General features: G+C 65.3%; 13 protein-coding genes. 9 read left to right on the forward strand and 4 right to left on the reverse strand.

The features are described 5' to 3' along the window. Position 1: 1 nt before the first annotated feature. From bcsE to A1D30_RS13830, 6 genes are all read left to right on the forward strand, one after another. Positions 2 to 1,798, forward strand: coding sequence for a cellulose biosynthesis protein BcsE (bcsE, locus tag A1D30_RS13805; RefSeq protein ID WP_131798463.1), 1,797 nt, complete (start codon positions 2 to 4; stop codon positions 1,796 to 1,798). Continuing rightward, positions 1,795 to 1,983, forward strand: coding sequence for a hypothetical protein (locus tag A1D30_RS13810; protein WP_063461287.1), 189 nt, complete (start codon positions 1,795 to 1,797; stop codon positions 1,981 to 1,983). The genes bcsE and A1D30_RS13810 overlap by 4 nt, the downstream gene beginning before the upstream one ends. A 25-nt stretch (positions 1,984 to 2,008) precedes the next feature. Next, positions 2,009 to 2,797, forward strand: coding sequence for a cellulose biosynthesis protein BcsQ (gene bcsQ, locus A1D30_RS13815; protein WP_082836452.1), 789 nt, complete (start codon positions 2,009 to 2,011; stop codon positions 2,795 to 2,797). 128 nt (positions 2,798 to 2,925) lie between these two features. Then, the gene (gene bcsA / locus A1D30_RS13820; RefSeq protein WP_347336238.1) at positions 2,926 to 5,325 is read left to right on the forward strand and encodes a UDP-forming cellulose synthase catalytic subunit; all 2,400 of its coding nucleotides are present in this window, start codon (positions 2,926 to 2,928) and stop codon (positions 5,323 to 5,325) included. After that, complete coding sequence (gene bcsG, locus A1D30_RS13825) at positions 5,322 to 6,902, forward strand: cellulose biosynthesis protein BcsG (protein WP_063461290.1); 1,581 nt, start codon at positions 5,322 to 5,324, stop codon at positions 6,900 to 6,902. Before bcsA ends, bcsG begins: the two co-directional genes overlap by 4 nt. 119 nt (positions 6,903 to 7,021) lie before the next feature. Next, entirely contained in the window at positions 7,022 to 8,254 is a 1,233-nt protein-coding gene (locus A1D30_RS13830) for a multidrug effflux MFS transporter (protein ID WP_063461291.1), read from the forward strand. A 76-nt stretch (positions 8,255 to 8,330) separates the two neighbouring features. On the opposite strand, the gene A1D30_RS13835 is transcribed toward A1D30_RS13830, so the two are convergent. The 3 genes from A1D30_RS13835 to orn form a co-directional block, all read right to left on the reverse strand. Further along, positions 8,331 to 9,803: a GGDEF domain-containing protein gene (locus tag A1D30_RS13835; RefSeq protein WP_199865989.1), complete on the reverse strand. Its 1,473-nt coding sequence runs from the start codon at positions 9,801 to 9,803 to the stop codon at positions 8,331 to 8,333. A gap of 146 nt (positions 9,804 to 9,949) precedes the next feature. Continuing rightward, positions 9,950 to 11,815, reverse strand: a complete 1,866-nt coding sequence (locus A1D30_RS13840; RefSeq protein WP_063461293.1) for a DEAD/DEAH box helicase — start codon at positions 11,813 to 11,815, stop codon at positions 9,950 to 9,952. Between the two features lie 396 nt (positions 11,816 to 12,211). Beyond that, complete coding sequence (gene orn, locus A1D30_RS13845; RefSeq protein ID WP_063461398.1) at positions 12,212 to 12,805, reverse strand: oligoribonuclease; 594 nt, start codon at positions 12,803 to 12,805, stop codon at positions 12,212 to 12,214. On the opposite strand from orn, the gene A1D30_RS13850 reads away from it, so the two are divergent. Genes A1D30_RS13850 through rsgA form a run of 3 tightly spaced genes read left to right on the forward strand, consistent with a single transcriptional unit; the run spans position 12,804 to position 15,448 of the window. Further along, a complete protein-coding gene (locus A1D30_RS13850) occupies positions 12,804 to 14,153 on the forward strand; it encodes a M48 family metallopeptidase (RefSeq protein WP_242421886.1) in 1,350 nt (449 codons plus the stop codon). The two genes, orn and A1D30_RS13850, sit on opposite strands and share 2 nt — an antisense overlap. After that, complete coding sequence (locus tag A1D30_RS13855) at positions 14,150 to 14,491, forward strand: 4a-hydroxytetrahydrobiopterin dehydratase (RefSeq protein WP_063461294.1); 342 nt, start codon at positions 14,150 to 14,152, stop codon at positions 14,489 to 14,491. The genes A1D30_RS13850 and A1D30_RS13855 overlap by 4 nt, the downstream gene beginning before the upstream one ends. 12 nt (positions 14,492 to 14,503) lie before the next feature. Beyond that, the gene (rsgA, locus tag A1D30_RS13860) at positions 14,504 to 15,448 is read left to right on the forward strand and encodes a ribosome small subunit-dependent GTPase A (RefSeq protein ID WP_063461295.1); all 945 of its coding nucleotides are present in this window, start codon (positions 14,504 to 14,506) and stop codon (positions 15,446 to 15,448) included. Positions 15,449 to 15,746: 298 nt separating this feature from the next. Here rsgA and A1D30_RS13865 read toward each other — a convergent pair whose 3' ends face one another. Then, complete coding sequence (locus A1D30_RS13865; protein ID WP_063461296.1) at positions 15,747 to 16,733, reverse strand: CobD/CbiB family protein; 987 nt, start codon at positions 16,731 to 16,733, stop codon at positions 15,747 to 15,749. Positions 16,734 to 16,746 lie beyond the last annotated feature (13 nt).

The raw sequence follows: 16,746 nt of genomic DNA on the forward strand, positions 1-16,746 counted from the left end.
GATGTCCACCGCCTCTTCTTCCCCGCGCAAAGGCCCTCCGCCTCCAGGGCGGGTGCGCACCTGGCTCCGGCGCCTGCGCCTTTCCTCCGGCCAGGGGCCTGACGGTGGCGCAACCCCCACGCGCATCGGCATCGAAGGCCTGCCCGATGGCGTGGGCCAGTTGCCAGCGCATGTCCCTGTCTCGCTGGTCGCAGCCGATGCGCCCAGTGCTGCGCTGTGGTTCCCCGCACTGCTGGAGGACGCCCTCGCCGCAGGCCCCGTGGGCCTGGTCGCATCCGACACATCATGGGTAGACGGTCTGCTGCGGCGCCCGGCCCTGCAGGCCGCCTACCGCGCCGGCCGCTTGCAGCTGTGGGTGCTCTCACCCGGCCTGCAGGCCGAGGTGCGGCGCCATGGGCTCCTGCCCTTGATGGAGGAACTGGAGCGCACGGGCCTGAGCGATGCACATGCGCTGTTTGTCTGTGACGCCCAGGGCCTGCTCGCAGGCCTCAGCGTGGTGGAGCTGGCCCGGGTGAGCCGCCAGCTCAGCGCCCTGTGCCGCGAGCGCGCACGCCCTGTGGTGCTGGGGTTCTTCCCGCCGCTGGAGCCTGAAGTGCTTCTGCCCGCTTTGCGCAACCTGTGCCAGATGTCCATGCACATTGCCACCTTGCGCACCGATGCAGACCGCTGGAGCCTGGGCCTGGAGCGCTGGAATACCGATGGCGGCGCTCTCTTCCAGACGGCCTTCGGACTGCTGCACGACGACACAACGGGCCGCCTGATGGCGGACGGCACGCGCACGCGGGGTGCCGCGCGCGAACTGGTCGAAGCGGCAGACCAGTCCGAGGTCATCGCCACGCGCGCTTCCATCGAAGGCCAGCGCGGCGTGCCTGGCCACTGGCGCATCGTCGAGGGCCTCGCCGACCTGGAGATAGCGGCCGCCGCCAGCGTGGCGGCCACCGTGCTCCTGGATGCAGGCCAGGCGTCAGACTTCGAATCCCGTGCACGCCTGGTGCATCAGCTGCGCCTGTCGCGCCCGCTCACGCTCAAGATCGTGGTGCGGGAAAACCTGGGAAAGCTGCGCACACACAGCGAACAGGCCCTGCTGCAACTGGGCGCCAGCGCGATGGTCTACAAGGAGGTCGGGTTTTCTCGGCTCCTGCAGCTGCTGCAGGACATCAACGCCCAAAGCCACACCCGCAAAGTGCACCCTGACTACGAGCAGGCGCTGGGCAGCTTCATGCCTGCACGCGAGCGGGGCTACCAGCCACCAGCGCAGTTCTGTGCACTGGTGCGCAGCATGCTGGACCGCACACATGCGATTGGCCTGTCGCACAGCCTGGTGCGACTGAACGTGCTGGCGCAGATCCCGCACCTGGATGCGCTGCGCGCCTGCCACACCGCACGCGACGGCGACCTCTTCACCGCCGACCATGAAGCGGTGTACGTCTTCCTGTTCGCCTGCCGCGAACCCGATGTGGATCTGGCGCTGCACCGCCTTTTTGCGCTGCCCTTGACCCAGTTGTTTTCATCCGAAGCCACCGACTGTTCGGACACAGGCATCCGAGCCATGACCAGCCACCTGCAAGAGGCCTTGCGCAAGGGCTTGCCCGACTACAGCGCGCTGCTGGACCCCGCACCCGCAGCAACAGCAGTCGCCACTGCTGCGCCAGCCTCCATGCCGCCCCTTCCCTCGCCCACACTGCCTGCACCGCCCACAGGCACCGGGGCCGTGCATGTCGCAGCAGGCCCCAGCGTGCAGCGCCGCCCCATTGCACGGCGTGCTGTGCCGCACCCTGCCGGGAGGTCCGTGGCATGACACTGTTGATGTTGCTGCTCTACATGCTGCTGGGCGCCCTGCTGGCCTGGCCCTGCTGGTTGCTGCTGCGCCGTGCGCAACGGGCACGCCAGCCACTGCGCTGCGTGAGGCCCTACCGGCCCGAACTGCCGCAACTGCCGCAAGCAGATGCGGCCGCTGCGCCAACGCCTCCTTCCGCCCCCTGAGTGAACGAATGAACAGAGACTTTGCATGCGTGTGATTGCCGTTGTATCGCCACTCGGAGGAGTGGGGCGAACCACCCTGACTGCCCATCTGGCCACGCTCCTGGCGCGCCAAGGCCAGCGCAGCCTGGCGGTGGAGCTGTGCGCCCAGAACCTGCTGGGGCGGCACCTGGGCATGCACGAGGCCAGCGCCGCTGGCTGGGCCCGCGCGGCGGCCGACGGCCAATGGTGGGCCGAAGGCGGCTTTGACAATTCGGACGGCGTTCGCGTCCTGCCTTTTGGCGAAGCGTCCCTGGAAACCATTCACACCCTGCACCAGCTGCTGCAGGTACAGCCGCGCTGGCTGCAGGACCAGATCGAACTGCTGGACATCCCCTCTGACAGCACCGTGCTGCTGGACACCCCCCTGTGGCCCTCACCCTGGGCCCAGGCCGCACTGCAGTGTGCCGACACCGTGCTGGTCGCACTGGAAGCCTCTGCTCGCGCCTGTGCAGCCCTGGGCAGTGTGCGGGCCTTGCTGCGCGGCGCTACCGCAGCCCCCGGCGAGCAGGGTGTGCTGGTCACCCGCTTCGATCCGCGCCGAGTCTCCCATCGCGAGGCTTTGCAGACCCTGCGTGAACAATGGGGAGAGCACCTCATCCCCTACACCTTGCACGAGGATGAGAACATCGCGCGCGCGCTGGCCCGCGCCATGTGTGTGGGCAGCCTGGCGCCCCACGCACAGTCCGCACACGACCTGCAGGGCGTGTGCAACTGGCTGGAAGGCCAGCGTGCGGCCCCCGCGTCCATGCTGGTGCCCGGCGCCACCCTGCCATGACCTACCTGCACGATACGGGGGTGGCGCCCCGCGCAAACGCCCCCCAGCCTCAGCAAGACCCTGCGAACGAGGGCTCCGGGCCAGGCCGGGTCGGGCAATGGATACGTTGGCTTGCGCAGCAGCTGGAAGTGACACCTAGTGCACCATGGTGGATGTGGCTGTGGCGCTGCATCGTGCTGCCCGCCACGCCCGAGCGTGCACTGCTGCCTTGGCTGCTGCAGCCGGGGCGCTGGCTGCTCGCAGGACTGGTATTTGTGCTGCGCTGGGGCTGGAAAGGCCTGGCCCTGCTCCTGAACGGGGTGTTCTGGCCCATACGCCTCTTCCTGCGCGCCATGGACCGGCTGGCCACTCATGTCAACGTGGAAAAGGGGATGCGTCTGGCCGACCAGGTGCTGTCACCCCTCATGGAAATTCCCGGACTTCGGTGGGTGGTGCTGGGCGTGGGCCTTCTGGCCGGGCTGGTCGTGATGACGACCCCCTTCAACTGGCTCGGGCAGACACTGTTCATGCTGCTCTGCTGGGGTCTTTCGCTGGTGCTGCGCCGCCTGCCGGGGCGCTATCCTTCGCTTGCACTGGCGGCCATCAGCCTGCTAGCCATGGGGCGCTACGCCTGGTGGCGTGTGACCTCGTCCATCGAGTTCGAATCGGCCATTGAATCCTTCCTGGGCTACGGCCTGCTCGCCGCCGAGGCCTACACCTGGCTGGTGGTGGTGCTGGGGTTCATCCAGACCGCCTGGCCCCTGCACCGCCGCCCGGCCGACCTGCAGGGCCAGTCAGCCTCCTGGCCCACCGTCGATGTCTACATCCCCACCTACAACGAACCCCTGAGCGTGGTGCGGACCACGGTGCTGGCGTCCATGGCACTGGACTGGCCCAAAGACAAGGTCAAGGTTTTCATCCTGGACGACGGTCGGCGCGAGGAATTCCGCGAGTTCGCCGAGTCCATGGGTGTGGGTTACATCGTCCGCCCCGACAACAACCACGCCAAGGCTGGCAACCTGAACCACGCGCTGGGCAAAACCGACGGCGAGTTGATCGCCATCTTCGACTGCGACCACATCCCCACACGCTCCTTCCTGACCACGGCCGTGGGCTGGTTCCAGCGCGACCCGAAGTGCGCCATGCTGCAAACGCCGCACCACTTTTTCTCGCCCGACCCGTTTGAGCGCAACCTGGGCACCTTCCGCCGCGTGCCCAACGAAGGCGCACTGTTCTACGGCCTGATCCAGGACGGCAACGATTTCTGGAACGCCACCTTCTTCTGCGGCTCCTGCGCCGTGATACGCCGCGGCCCGCTGCTGGAGGTGGGCGGCATCGCCGTGGAGACGGTGACCGAGGATGCGCACACCGCGCTCAAGCTGCACCGGCGCGGCTACACCACGGCCTACATCAACGAAACCCAGGCCGCAGGGCTGGCCACCGAGAGCCTGTCGGCCCATGTGGGGCAGCGCATCCGCTGGGCGCGCGGCATGGCGCAGATCTTCCGCGTAGACAACCCCTTCCTGGGCAAGGGCCTCACGCTATGGCAACGCATTTGTTATGCCAATGCCATGGTGCACTTCTTCTTCGGGTTGCCCAGGCTGGTGTTCCTCACCGCGCCCATGGCCTTCCTGTTCTTCGAATGGCACATCATCAACGCGGGCGCCATCATGATCGCGCTGTATGTGCTGCCTTACATCCTGCAATCCAACATCGCCAACGCCCACGTGCAAGGCGAGCACCGGCACACTTTCTGGGCTGAGGTCTACGAGACCGTGCTGGCCTGGTACGTGGCCCTGCCCACCACGGTGGCGCTGATCAACCCGCGCCTGGGCAAGTTCAACGTGACGGCCAAGGGCGGGCTGGTGGACGAGCCCTACTTCGACTGGGCCATCTCGCGCCCCTACACCGTTCTGGTGCTGCTGAACTTCGCAGCCTTTGGAATGGGGATCATGCGCCTGTTCTTCTGGAACACGGAAGAAACGGCCACCGTGTTGCTGAACCTGCTGTGGACCGTCTACAGCATCCTCATGCTGGGCGCCGCACTGGGCGTGGCCTCCGAGGCGCGCCAGGTGCGCCGCATGCACCGTGTGGCCACCCGCTTGCAGGCCACGCTGTACCAGGACGACGGTACGGTATTCCAGGCCGTTTGCATCGACTTCTCCATGACGGGGGTGGGCCTGGAACTACCCAAAGGCACCCGACTGGCAGTGGGTGAGAAGGTTCAGGTAGGCCTGTGGCGCGGCCATGTCGAATGCACCTTCCCCGCCACCATCATGCTGCACCGGGGCCAAGGCGCTACGGGCCTGCAATTCGACCCCATGACACGCGAACAACAGATCGACCTGGTGCAATGCACCTTTGCCCGCCCCGACACCTGGCGGCAATGGAACGACAGCCATGACATCGACCGTCCCCTGCACGGTCTGCAGGAGATCGCCCAGCTCGGTGTGCTCGGCTACCGCAAGTTCTGGGAATCGCTGCTGGAAGCTGCCCGGAGCCGCTGGCCCACCAGCAGCCAACGCAGACAACAGGGACTGGGCGCATGAGCTACTGGAACCTGTACTTCCTGGTCAAGGTGGGCCTGTACTTCACGGGCTACATCGGTTTCAGCTGGTGGCTGAACCTGCTGCTGTGGCTGGTACTGCAGCCCCCCATTGGCCACCGGCTGCTGAGACGCACCCGCGCCGTGCTGGCCTGGCCAGCGGCGATTGCACTGCTGTACTACGACTCCTACCTGCCCACCCTGGGGCGCGTGTTGTCCCAGCTCAAGGCCCTGGCGGGTTTCAGCGCCGACTACTGGATGGAGTTGGCCGGGCGGCTGGTCAACCCCACCGCCGTGGCGATTGCTGTGGCCGGTGTCTTTCTGTATGCGGCCTTGGCGCGACGCGTGCGCTTTGCCACCTTTGCCCTGATTGGCATCTTGAGCGTGCCGCTGGTGGCAGCCCTCCAGGAGCGGGAGGCGCAGATCAACGATGCCGTGAATGCCCGGGTCAACGCTGGCGACGGCTCCTCCGTGGCGGGCGCCGATGCAGCAGACCCCGACGCCCTCCTGCAAAAGTTCTATGCCAGCGAAAGCCAGAAGCGGATGCAGTTCAGCACCGCAGGCGGGCAGCCCCCCTTCGACATCATTCTGTTGCACGTGTGCTCGCTGTCCTGGGACGACATGGAGTTTGTGGGCCAGCGCAACCACCCACTGCTCCAACGCTTTGACGTGTTGTTCACCAACTTCAACAGCGCCGCCAGCTACAGCGGGCCAGCTTCGCTGCGCGTGCTGCACGGCTCGTGTGGGCAGACGCCCCACAACAAGCTGTACGAGGGCATCGATCCACAGTGTTACGTGTTTCCCAACCTGGAGAAGGTGGGCTACCGGACAGCGGCACTGCTCAACCACGATGGCGTGTACGAAGAGTACGCCCATGCGCTGGAGCAACGCGGCGGTTTGGCAGGCAAGCTGCAGCCCAACCAGAGTGCGCCCGTGCACATGCAGAACTTCGACGGCTCGCCGATCTACAACGACCATGCGCTGCTGTCGCAGTGGTGGAAGAAGCGCAGCAGCGAGAGGGGAACCGCCCCTGTGGCGCTGTACTACAACACCATCTCACTGCACGATGGCAACCGCGTGCCGGGCATGACCTCCCGCAGCAGCCTGGACACCTACAAACCTCGTCTGGTGCAGCTAATGGCTGATTTCGATAAGTTCATCACGGAACTGGAAACGGCGGGCAAACCGGTGGTGGTAGTGCTCGTGCCTGAACACGGCGCATCGCTGCGCGGTGACAAGATACAGATTTCGGGCATGCGCGAGATTCCAGGCCCACGCATCACACTGGTGCCTGCTGGCGTAAAGCTCGTGGGCATGAAGAAAAAAGACCCTGCGGCTGAGCCCACCGCGCCGGTGGTGGTGAACCAGCCCATGAGCTACCTGGGCCTGTTCACCTTGCTTGGCGACCTGCTGAGCGACAGTCCCTATGCCGACTCCGCCCGCCCGCTGACCGATCGCCTGCAGGCACCGGAGACCACGCCCTTCGTTTCGGAAAACGCCGACGTGGTCGTGATGCGCAACGCGGTCGGCAAGTACCTGATGAAGTCGGGCAACGGAGAGTGGATTCCCTACAGCTACTGATCTACGGCGTTGGCCCAGGCAGCGGCCGGGGGCTGTGTCCCGCATAATCAGCCGCTGCGCCCGCGCACCGGGCCCTCGCCCGCCTGCGGCGTACGTCCGTCAACCCCTTCCCTCTTCGCATGAACCCACAAGCCCACCTGGTCTGGAAAGCGCCCCGCTGGGCCTTGGCGGTGTTGCTGGCGGTGCTGGGGATGCTGGGGCCGTTCTCCATCGACACCTACATCCCCGCGTTCTCGGGCATCGCCACGGCACTGGGTGCTACGCCGGTACAGATGCAGCAGACGCTGTCCGCCTACCTGTTCGGCTTCGCGTTCATGAGCCTCTTCCATGGGGCCCTGGCCGACAGCTTTGGCCGCAGGCCGGTGATCCTGTGGGGCATTGCTGTGTTCACGCTGGCATCGGCAGGCTGCGCGTTGTCGCAGACCATCGGGCAATTGGTGTTCTTCCGCGCGCTGCAAGGCCTGTCCACGGGCGCGGGCATCGTGGTCTCGCGCGCCGTGATCCGCGACATGTTCCCGCCTGCCCAGGCGCAGAAGGTGATGAGCCAGGTCACCATCTACTTTGGCGTGGCTCCGGCGATTGCCCCTATCGTGGGGGGCTGGTTGTTCGTGCACCTGGGCTGGCACAGCATTTTCTGGTTCCTGACCCTGGTGGGTGTGGCACTGTGGACCGCCAACTACCGACTGTTGCCCGAAACCTTGCACCACGAGCACCGGCAGCCCTTCAATATGCGCCATCTGATGCGCGGCTATGTGCAGCTCGGATCAAGTGCGCGGTTTGTGTTGCTGGCCCTGGCCAGTGGCGTGCCGTTCAACGGCATGTTCCTCTACGTGCTCTCTGCACCGGCCTTCCTCGGCGAGCATCTGTCGCTGGCACCCACGCAGTTCTTCTGGTTCTTCGTCTTGACCATCTCGGGCATCATGGGCGGCGCCTGGCTCAGCGGGCGCCTGGCCGGACGCATCCCGCCCAAGCGGCAGATACGCCATGGTTTTCTCATCATGTGCACGGTGGCTGTGCTCAACCTCGCAGCCAACCTGCTGTTTCCGCCACACGCCTGGTGGGCCCTGCTGCCCATCACCATCTTTTCATTCGGCTGGGCACTGATGGTGCCGGTGGTCACGCTGCTGGTGTTGGACCTGCACCCGGAGCGCCGGGGCATGGCCTCATCGATGCAAGCCTTTGTGGGCTCCAGCGCCAATGGCCTGGTGGCCGGTCTGATTGCCCCCCTGGTCATGCACTCCACGGTGCTGCTGGCGCTGGCCTCGCTGCTGATGATGGGCATTGGCCTGGTGGCCTGGATCTATCTGCACCACCGCTGGCCCGACATCGGACGCACGCCCGTGCACCTCTGAAAGGCCTGTCGGGTCTGTGGGGCGGCCCAGCTGCCAGCCCGCTGCCCCTGCAGCGGCAACGGCAACAACGGGCGCATCAGGTACCGGACGGGTGCCGACGATCCACGCTCTTTTGCTGGTAGTACCGGTTTTTCTCGGCATACATGGCCTGATCGGCCCGGTTGATCGCAGCCTCCACCGCTTCGCCAGAATGGCAGCTGGCGATGCCCATGGCCAGGCTCAGGTGCTGACCCGGATAGAACTGGTTGTTCAACTCCAGCATCGAGATGATGCGCTCCTGCAGCGCGTGGGCACCACGCTCGTCAGTTCCCGGCAGCAGCACAGTGAACTCGTCGCCGCCGATGCGAGCTGCACAGGCGGGCGCATCCACGGCCTTGGCCAGCACTTCACCCACGCGGCGCAGCATCGAGTCACCGGCCGCATGGCCTTGCTCGTCATTGACCACCTTGAGGCCATTCAGGTCAATGGCGATGATAGACAGGGGCCAGGGCCCTTTGCGCGTGAGCCGGTTCAGCTCTTCGGCATAGAAGGCACGGTTGCGCAACTGGGTAAGTACATCGTGTTTGCCTAGGTATTCGAGGTAGGCCTCGGCCTTCTTGCGCGCCGTGATGTCCACCAAGGACAAGAGCACCAGACCCCAGTCATGCCGATGGCTATCGAGCACCGAGAATTGCATGTGGATGTTCACCGCATCGCCCGACAGTGAGTAGTTCACCACCTCCCGCTGCTGGAAGGTCTTCCCCTCCCACAAGTCCTGCAGCTGCTCCGCGAAGGACTCATGCATTTCGCCACGGAACACGCGGCCAATGCTGTTGAGCAGCATCTCCTTGCTGGCGGCGCCGAACATGCGCAATGTCTGCTGGTTCACATCAATGACGCGGATCTCCTGCATGCAGCGAGCCACGAAGTCGGGGTGCACCTTGAGGAAGGTCTTGAAGTCGCCGATGCCCTGGGCACGCACGCCATCGAGCAGATTCTTCACAACGCTGAAGTCCTCCACCCAGAGCGAGACCGGCGAATGCTCGAACAGGTCGCGCGCGTACTGCTCGCTGCGCCGCAAGCGGCGCGCTGCCTCCAGTTGCTGGGTGTTGTCCTCCAGAGAGACCAGCACGCGGCTCCAGTCGGCCTCATGGCCAGGCAGTATGCGCGCACGGACCAGCACATCCAGGCGTCGGCCGTCGAGCGCATAGTTCACCGTCTGGTTGGCAAACTCCATCTGCCCGTCCCACAGCTGCGCAAGCTCATGCGCCGCAGTGTCGTGCCGGTCGTCACGAAAGACTTTGTCGAGGTTGGCTTCCAGATGCTGCTGGCTGTCGGCCGAGAACAACTCCAGCGTGCGCCGATTGACCTGCAGCACACGCAACGACGCACTGCATTGGCGCAGGCGGGCCGGGTCTTCGGCCAGATGGGAGCGTATGTCCGTCACCCCTTGTGCGCGCCAGCCATCGAACAGACGTTTGAGTTCGCTGAAATCCTCCAGCCAGAGCGACACGGGCGCCAACTCGAACATGTGTTCGTAATCGGCCCCCGAGGATAGAGAAGACACCACGACAAATTCCTCCGTGGGCAATTATTGACGACACGGCCCGCAAAAAGCAGGGTGCGCATACTCCAGCCACAAAAAAGGGCTGGCACCTTGCGGTGCCAGCCCTTGATCGGATGGAGCGCTCAAAACGCCCCATCGTTGTCCGTCGATCAGCGTGCGGGGCGCGCTGGGCGCTTGCGCGCATCGTGGGCCACAAAAGGCTTGGCACCACCGCTGCCTGCGGGCTTGGAGAAAGCAGGCTTGCGTGGCGCGAAATCACCGCGCGGTGCGCCTGCATCGCCACGGGGGGCAAAACCACCACGACCGGCATCACCAAAGCCGGGCTTGCGGCCATAGCCTTCGCCGTCGCGGCGAGGGGCAAACCCACGGTCGTCACGGCCGCCGAAACCACCACCGTCACCACGGGCAGGAGCGCCACGGTTGTCGCCACGGCCCGCAAAGCCACCACCAAAACCGCCGCCGAAGCCACCACGGTCAGGGCCGCCACGGGCAGGGCCATTGAAGCGGCCGCGCGATGGGTTGTCACGGTTGTCGTACGAGCGGCCCTGGCCACCACGGCCGCCGAAGTCGCCACGCGGTGCCTGGGGGGCACGCTGCGAAGGTTCCATGCCGGGCACCACTTCGGCCTTGAATTGCTGGCGGCTGTACGACTCAATGTCGTAGATCTTGCGGCGGTCGCGGAACTCAGCGAACGTCACAGCCAGGCCATCGCGGCCCGCACGGCCGGTACGGCCGATGCGGTGGGTGTAGTCCTCGGCCTTCATGGGAAGGCCAAAGTTGAACACGTGGGTGATCGTGGGCACGTCGATGCCACGGGCTGCCACATCGGTCGCCACCAGGATCTGCACCTGGCCACTGCGCAGCGCCATCAGGCGGCGGTTGCGCAGGCCCTGGCTCAAGGCACCGTGCAGGGCCACAGCCGAGAAGCCGTCTTGCTGCAGGTCGTTGGCCAAGCCGTCGCACTCCACCTGGGTGCTGGCAAACACGATGGCCTGGTTGATCGTGGTGTCACGCAGCCAGTGGTCCAGCAGCTTGCGCTTGTGCTGGGCGTTGTCGGCCCAGTACAGCACCTGCTTGATGTTGGAGTGCTTCTCTTGCGGGGAATCGATGGTCACCTTCTGCACGGACGAGCCACCGTCGTGCATCACGCGCATGGCCAGTTGCTGGATGCGGGGCGCGAACGTGGCGCTGAACATCATGGTCTGCTTGCGCTGGCTCGTCAGCTGGTTCAGCTCGGCCAGGTCGTCCGAGAAGCCCAGGTCCAGCATGCGGTCGGCTTCGTCCACCACCAGGAACTGCACCTTGTCGAGCTTGATCTGCATCGAGCGCTGCAGGTCCAGCAGGCGGCCAGGGGTAGCGACCACCAGGTCGGCGTTCTGCAGCTTGGCGATCTGCAGCTGGTAGGGCATACCGCCCACCACGTTGGCCACGCGCAGACCACGGCAGTGCTTGACCAGATCGATGGCGTCATGCGCCACCTGCTGGGCCAGTTCACGCGTAGGGCACAGGATCAGGGCGCCAGGGGTGGCGGCCTTGAAGTTGCGCGAGCTGGTGGGGTCCTTGCGCTTGGCGCGCTTGGGGGCGGGCTCGCCACGGGCAGCCGCTTCGGCCACAGCGCGTTCGAACGCGGCGCGCTCTTCGGCTTCGGCCACGGCCTGCTGCTGGATCAGCGTGTGCAGCACGGGCAGCAGGAAGGCGGCGGTCTTGCCGCTGCCCGTCTGGCTGGAGACCATCAGGTCGATGAACTTGGAGGCATCGCTGCCCATGGCCAGGGGAATGGCCTTGCGCTGCACGCTGGTGGGCTGGGTGTAGCCCAGATCAGCCACGGCCTGCACGAGTTCAGGCGCGAGGCCCAGTTCGACGAAGCCATTGGGCTCGGCCGTCACGGCGGCATCGCCTTCTGCAGCGGCGGCGGACACCACAGCGTCCAGGGGGGAAGACTGCACGGAAACGTCGGCAGCAAAAGAGGTATCGGCAGGCGCGAATTCGCCCTGCACCAAGGAGGTGTCGGTCATGATTTTTCTCTCACGAAGACGGTCGCGGGCGCTGCCCACGATTGGCTTCGTCAAATGGTTAAAAAACATCAACCATCAAACGAAACCTGCGCTGGCTCTGGAGGATCAGGCCGATGCGGGTGGGCTGTTATTCGCCAGTCCTGCACTGCCGGCTTACATTTGCATGTGGGCAGTGGGCTGGCAAGCCCGGTGTGTGAGGGGAGATGCACAAACTGCGAGGCGAATTTCCTGCGCAGCCCGCAATTATGACACGGTTAAGGGTTTCCCCGCAATACCCTTCAAATGCGCAGCTCTCAAAGGAGTGCCCCGGACCTACCCCTTCGCGCAATGGACGCCCCGCTGCGGAGGCGACCTGTACCCGCGCATGCACCGAGGGCGCTCCTGGCGCCAAGCAATTCAGGGGGTTTTCACTTCCACGGACAAAAGGTGCTGGCGGTAGTGCGCCAGCTCATCGATGGACTCGTGCACATCCGCCAGCGCCGTGTGCTTCTGGGCTTTCTTGAAGCTGGTATAGGCCTCGGGCTTCCAGCGTTTGGCCAGTTCCTTCAGCGTGCTCACATCGACATTGCGGTAGTGGAAGAACTTTTCCAGCTTAGGCATGTAGCGCACCAGAAAACGGCGGTCCTGCCCGATGCTGTTGCCACACATGGGGGCTGTGCCCTTGGGCACATACTTGCCCAGAAACGCGATGATCTGCCGCTCGGCCTCTTCCTCGGTCACCGTGGAGGCCTTCACCTTGTCGATCAGGCCGCTGCGGCCATGGGTTCCCTTGTTCCAGGCATCCATCTTGTTCAGCAATTCATCCGATTGGTGGATGGCAAACACCGGGCCTTCGACACGGGGCTCCAGGCCCGGGCCCGTCACGACCACGGCAATCTCCAGCAGGCGGTCCGTATCAGGCTCCAGACCGGTCATTTCACAATCGAGCCAGACCAGGTTCTGGTCGGATTTGGCGAGGGTGGCAGGGGTGGGGTTGTTGGCTTCTGACATGGCGCGCATTGTCGCCGATGGCCTAAACTCGCCGCACATGCCCACCCCCGACGACCTCTCCCCCTCCATGCTGCTCACGCTGGCCTTTGCGGCGGCGCTGGTCCTGGGCCTTGCGCTCAAGTTCTGGCTGGCCACCCGGCAGGTGCGGCATGTGGCCCGCCACCGCGCCGCCGTGCCAGCCCCCTTTGCCGAACGCATCCCCCTGGCGGCCCACCAGAAGGCCGCCGACTACACCATGACCAAGGCCCGCCTGGGGCTGCTGGAGATGGCCCTGGGCTGCGTGGTGCTGCTGGGGTGGACCTTGCTCGGCGGCCTGGACGCACTGAACCGCACCCTGCTGGACGCCATGGGGCCCGGCATGGCGCAGCAGCTGGCGCTGCTGGTGGCGTTTGCCGCCATCGGTGGCCTGATCGACCTGCCCCTGTCGCTGTACCAGACCTTCGTGATCGAAGAGCGTTTTGGCTTCAACAAGATGACCTGGCGCTTGTGGCTGGCCGACGCGGCCAAGGGCCTGCTGGTGGGCGCCCTCATCGGCCTGCCGATTGCCGCACTCATCCTGTGGCTCATGGGCGCGGCCGGCCCGCTGTGGTGGCTCTGGGCCTGGTGCTTCTGGATGGGCTTCAACCTGCTCCTGATGGTGATCTACCCCACCTTCATTGCGCCCTTGTTCAACAAGTTCCAGCCGCTCGAAGACGAGTCGCTCAAGGCCCGCGTCACGGCCCTGATGCAGCGCTGCGGCTTCTCGGCCAAAGGCCTGTTCGTGATGGATGGCAGCCGCCGCAGCGCCCATGCCAATGCGTACTTCACAGGCTTTGGAGCAGCCAAGCGCGTGGTGTTCTACGACACCTTGCTGAAGCAGCTGGCCCCCGGCGAAGTTGAGGCCGTGCTGGCGCATGAGCTGGGCCACTTCAAGCACCGCCACATCATCCAGCGCATCGTGGTCATGTTTGGCCTCAGCCTCGCCGGTTTTGCGTTGCTGGGCTGGCTCTCCAACCAGGTGTGGTTCTATACCGGCCTGGGCGTGCGCCCCAATATCTCGCTGGACCCATCCATAGCGGCCGCGCCCAACGACGCCCTGGCGTTGCTGCTGTTCATGCTGGTGGTGCCCGTGTTCACCTTCTTCATCTCGCCGCTGTTCTCGCAGCAGTCGCGCAAGCACGAGTTCCAGGCCGACGCCTATGCCGTGGCCCAGGCCAGCGGCGCCGATCTGGCTTCGGCCCTGCTCAAGCTGTATGAAGACAATGCCTCCACACTCACACCCGACCCGGTGTACGTGAAGTTCTACTACTCGCACCCGCCCGCCACCGAACGGCTGGCACGCATGCACAACAACCCCGCCCATCCATGACCACCACCATGCTGAAGAAAAAAGACTGGTCTGCGCTTGCCCGACGTGCGCTGACCGCTACTGAAGTTGTAGCAAACCTCGCCAAGCTCGAAGGCTGGAGCCTGAGCGGCGACGGCGCCAACGTCGCCATCGAGAAGACCTACCACTTCGCCAACTACTACGAGACCATCTCGTTCGTGAACGCGCTGGCCTTTGTCGCCAATGCGCAGGACCACCACCCCGACCTCTCGGTGCACTACAACCGCTGCGTGGTGCGCCTGAACACCCACGATGTGAACGGCATCTCCTCGACCGACTTCGAGTGCGCCACCCAGTTCGACGCATTGGTCGCGCTGTGACACAGGCCCACCATGGCTGAACGCAGCGCCCTCATGGAAGGCACCGTGGTGGCCAGCCATGGGCGCCACTGCATGGTTGAAACCGCCGACGGAGAACGCCGCATCTGCCACCCCCGGGGCAAAAAAAGCCATGCCGTGGTGGGCGACCGGGTGCTGTGGCAAGCCCCCCCGCCCGGCCAGGGGGACGAAGGCACCATCGAGAAGGTGCTGGAGCGGCGCAACCTGTTCTACCGCCAGGACGAGATCCGCACCAAGTCGTTTGCGGCCAACCTGGACCAGGTGCTGATCCTGATCGCGGCAGAGCCCGTGTTCTCAGAAAGCCAGCTCGCCCGCGCCCTGATCGCGGCCGAGGCCGAGGGCATCAAGCCCCTGATCGGCCTCAACAAAAGCGATCTGGTGGAGCCCTTTGCCCGTGCCTGGGAGCGGCTGCTTCCGTACCGCCACATGGGGGCGGGCACCCACTATGGCGTGCTGCCCTTGTCGCTGGCGCTGTCCAGCGATGTGGACCGCGCGCTGCTGATGGAACACCTGCGGGGCAAGACCACGCTGGTGCTGGGCCCCTCGGGCTCGGGCAAGAGCACGCTCATCAACCTGCTGGTGCCAGGCGCCACGGTGCTGACGGGCGAGATCTCGCAAGCGCTCAACTCCGGCAAACACACGACCACCAGCACGCACTGGTACTGGATGGATGCGGAGCGCACCACAGCGCTGATCGACTCACCGGGGTTCCAGGAATTCGGACTGCACCACGTGGCGCCCATGCAGCTCGCCGCCTGCATGCCCGACATCGCAGAACACGCCACCGACTGCAAGTTCTACAACTGCACCCACCTGCACGAGCCCGGTTGTGGCGTGCTGGATGCGGTCAAAAACGGCCCCTCCGCGCACGGGATAAGCCCGATGCGCTATAAAATTTATAGCGACTTGTTTGAAGAGCTGAGCCACACGCGTTACTGACGCGGGGCCTGCGCCAGGGGCGCCCGGCACTAGGGCGTGTCATCAATCAATATCCCCACGCGAAAGCCCGCCAGGCCGTGCAGTGCTAGGCGTCCTGAGTGCCGTGTAGCTTGGCTACACAAACGAAGGGCAACGACGCAATGCGCGGCCTGGATGGCTTTCCCTCCGGGCTGACCCCGCAATGCGGCGTCTGCTTTGTCGCGTGGCTTGACCATAGATGACTATGGGCTGCGCCCCGCTTCGCGCATCCATCCGCATTGCGGGGCCAGCGCGTGGGGATATTGATTGATGACACGCCCTAGCCCAGCAGGCGGGCCAGCGTGAGCAGCGCCAGCAGCAGCATCCAGACCACCACAGATCGCCACACCAGCCCCACCACGCTGCGCAGGTGGCCCACCTCGGGCTCGCGGCCGGGGGTGGCATCGCTGTCGCCCATGTCGGCGTCGATCTCCAGCCCTTGGGGCGCCTGCATTTCGGTGCGGGACTTCAGGGCCTCGCCGCCCAGGCGCACATTGATCGCGCCCGCTGTAGCGGCCAGCACCACGCCGTCGTTGTCATTGGGGAAGCGCTGCGCATGAAAGCGCCAGCCCTCGATCGCTTCCTCGAAGCTGCCCACCACCGCAAAGCTGAGTGCCGTGAGCCGCGCTGGCAGCCAGTCCACCACGGTCCAGGCCTGGGCGCAGGCCTTCTGCAGCGAGGCGCTGGCGGGCTGCGTGCCCGCGCGCTGCCGGTATTGCCAGTAGCGTGAAACAAATTCGGCCAGGCGGTACAACACCGCCCCCGTGGGCCCCAGCCCCAGCGCCGCCAGCACTGAGAACCAGGCCAGCACCCCAAACACATGGCGGTGTGCGGCCAGCACCGAATACTCGATCACATGGCGCACGATTTCGCTGCGGGGCAAGGCCCCCACGTCCACCTGCTGCCAGTGCGCCAAGCGCTCGCGGGCCGCATCTTCGTCGCCCTCTTCGAGCGCATCGCGGATGCCCGTGAAATGGTGGCTGAACTGGCGAAATCCCAGCGTGACATACAGCACCGCCACGCTCCAGAGCACCGCAAACGGCCAGCCCAGGCCCCACAGCAGCGCCCAATGGATGGCCAGGGTGATCAAGGCCGGGAGCAGCACCGCCAGGCACCATGCCACCCAGCCATGGTGGGGTTTGCCCGCATCGAAATTGCGGCTCACGGACAGCGCCCACGCCCGCAGACCCGCATGGATGGGGTTGCTGCGAGCCAGGGGGCGGGCCTGCTCGATCAGCAGAGCGAACAGGATGGCGAAGAAACTCATGGGGGGCAATGAT

The organism is Acidovorax sp. GW101-3H11, assembly GCF_001633105.1.
Classification (GTDB): Bacteria; Pseudomonadota; Gammaproteobacteria; order Burkholderiales; family Burkholderiaceae_C; genus Acidovorax.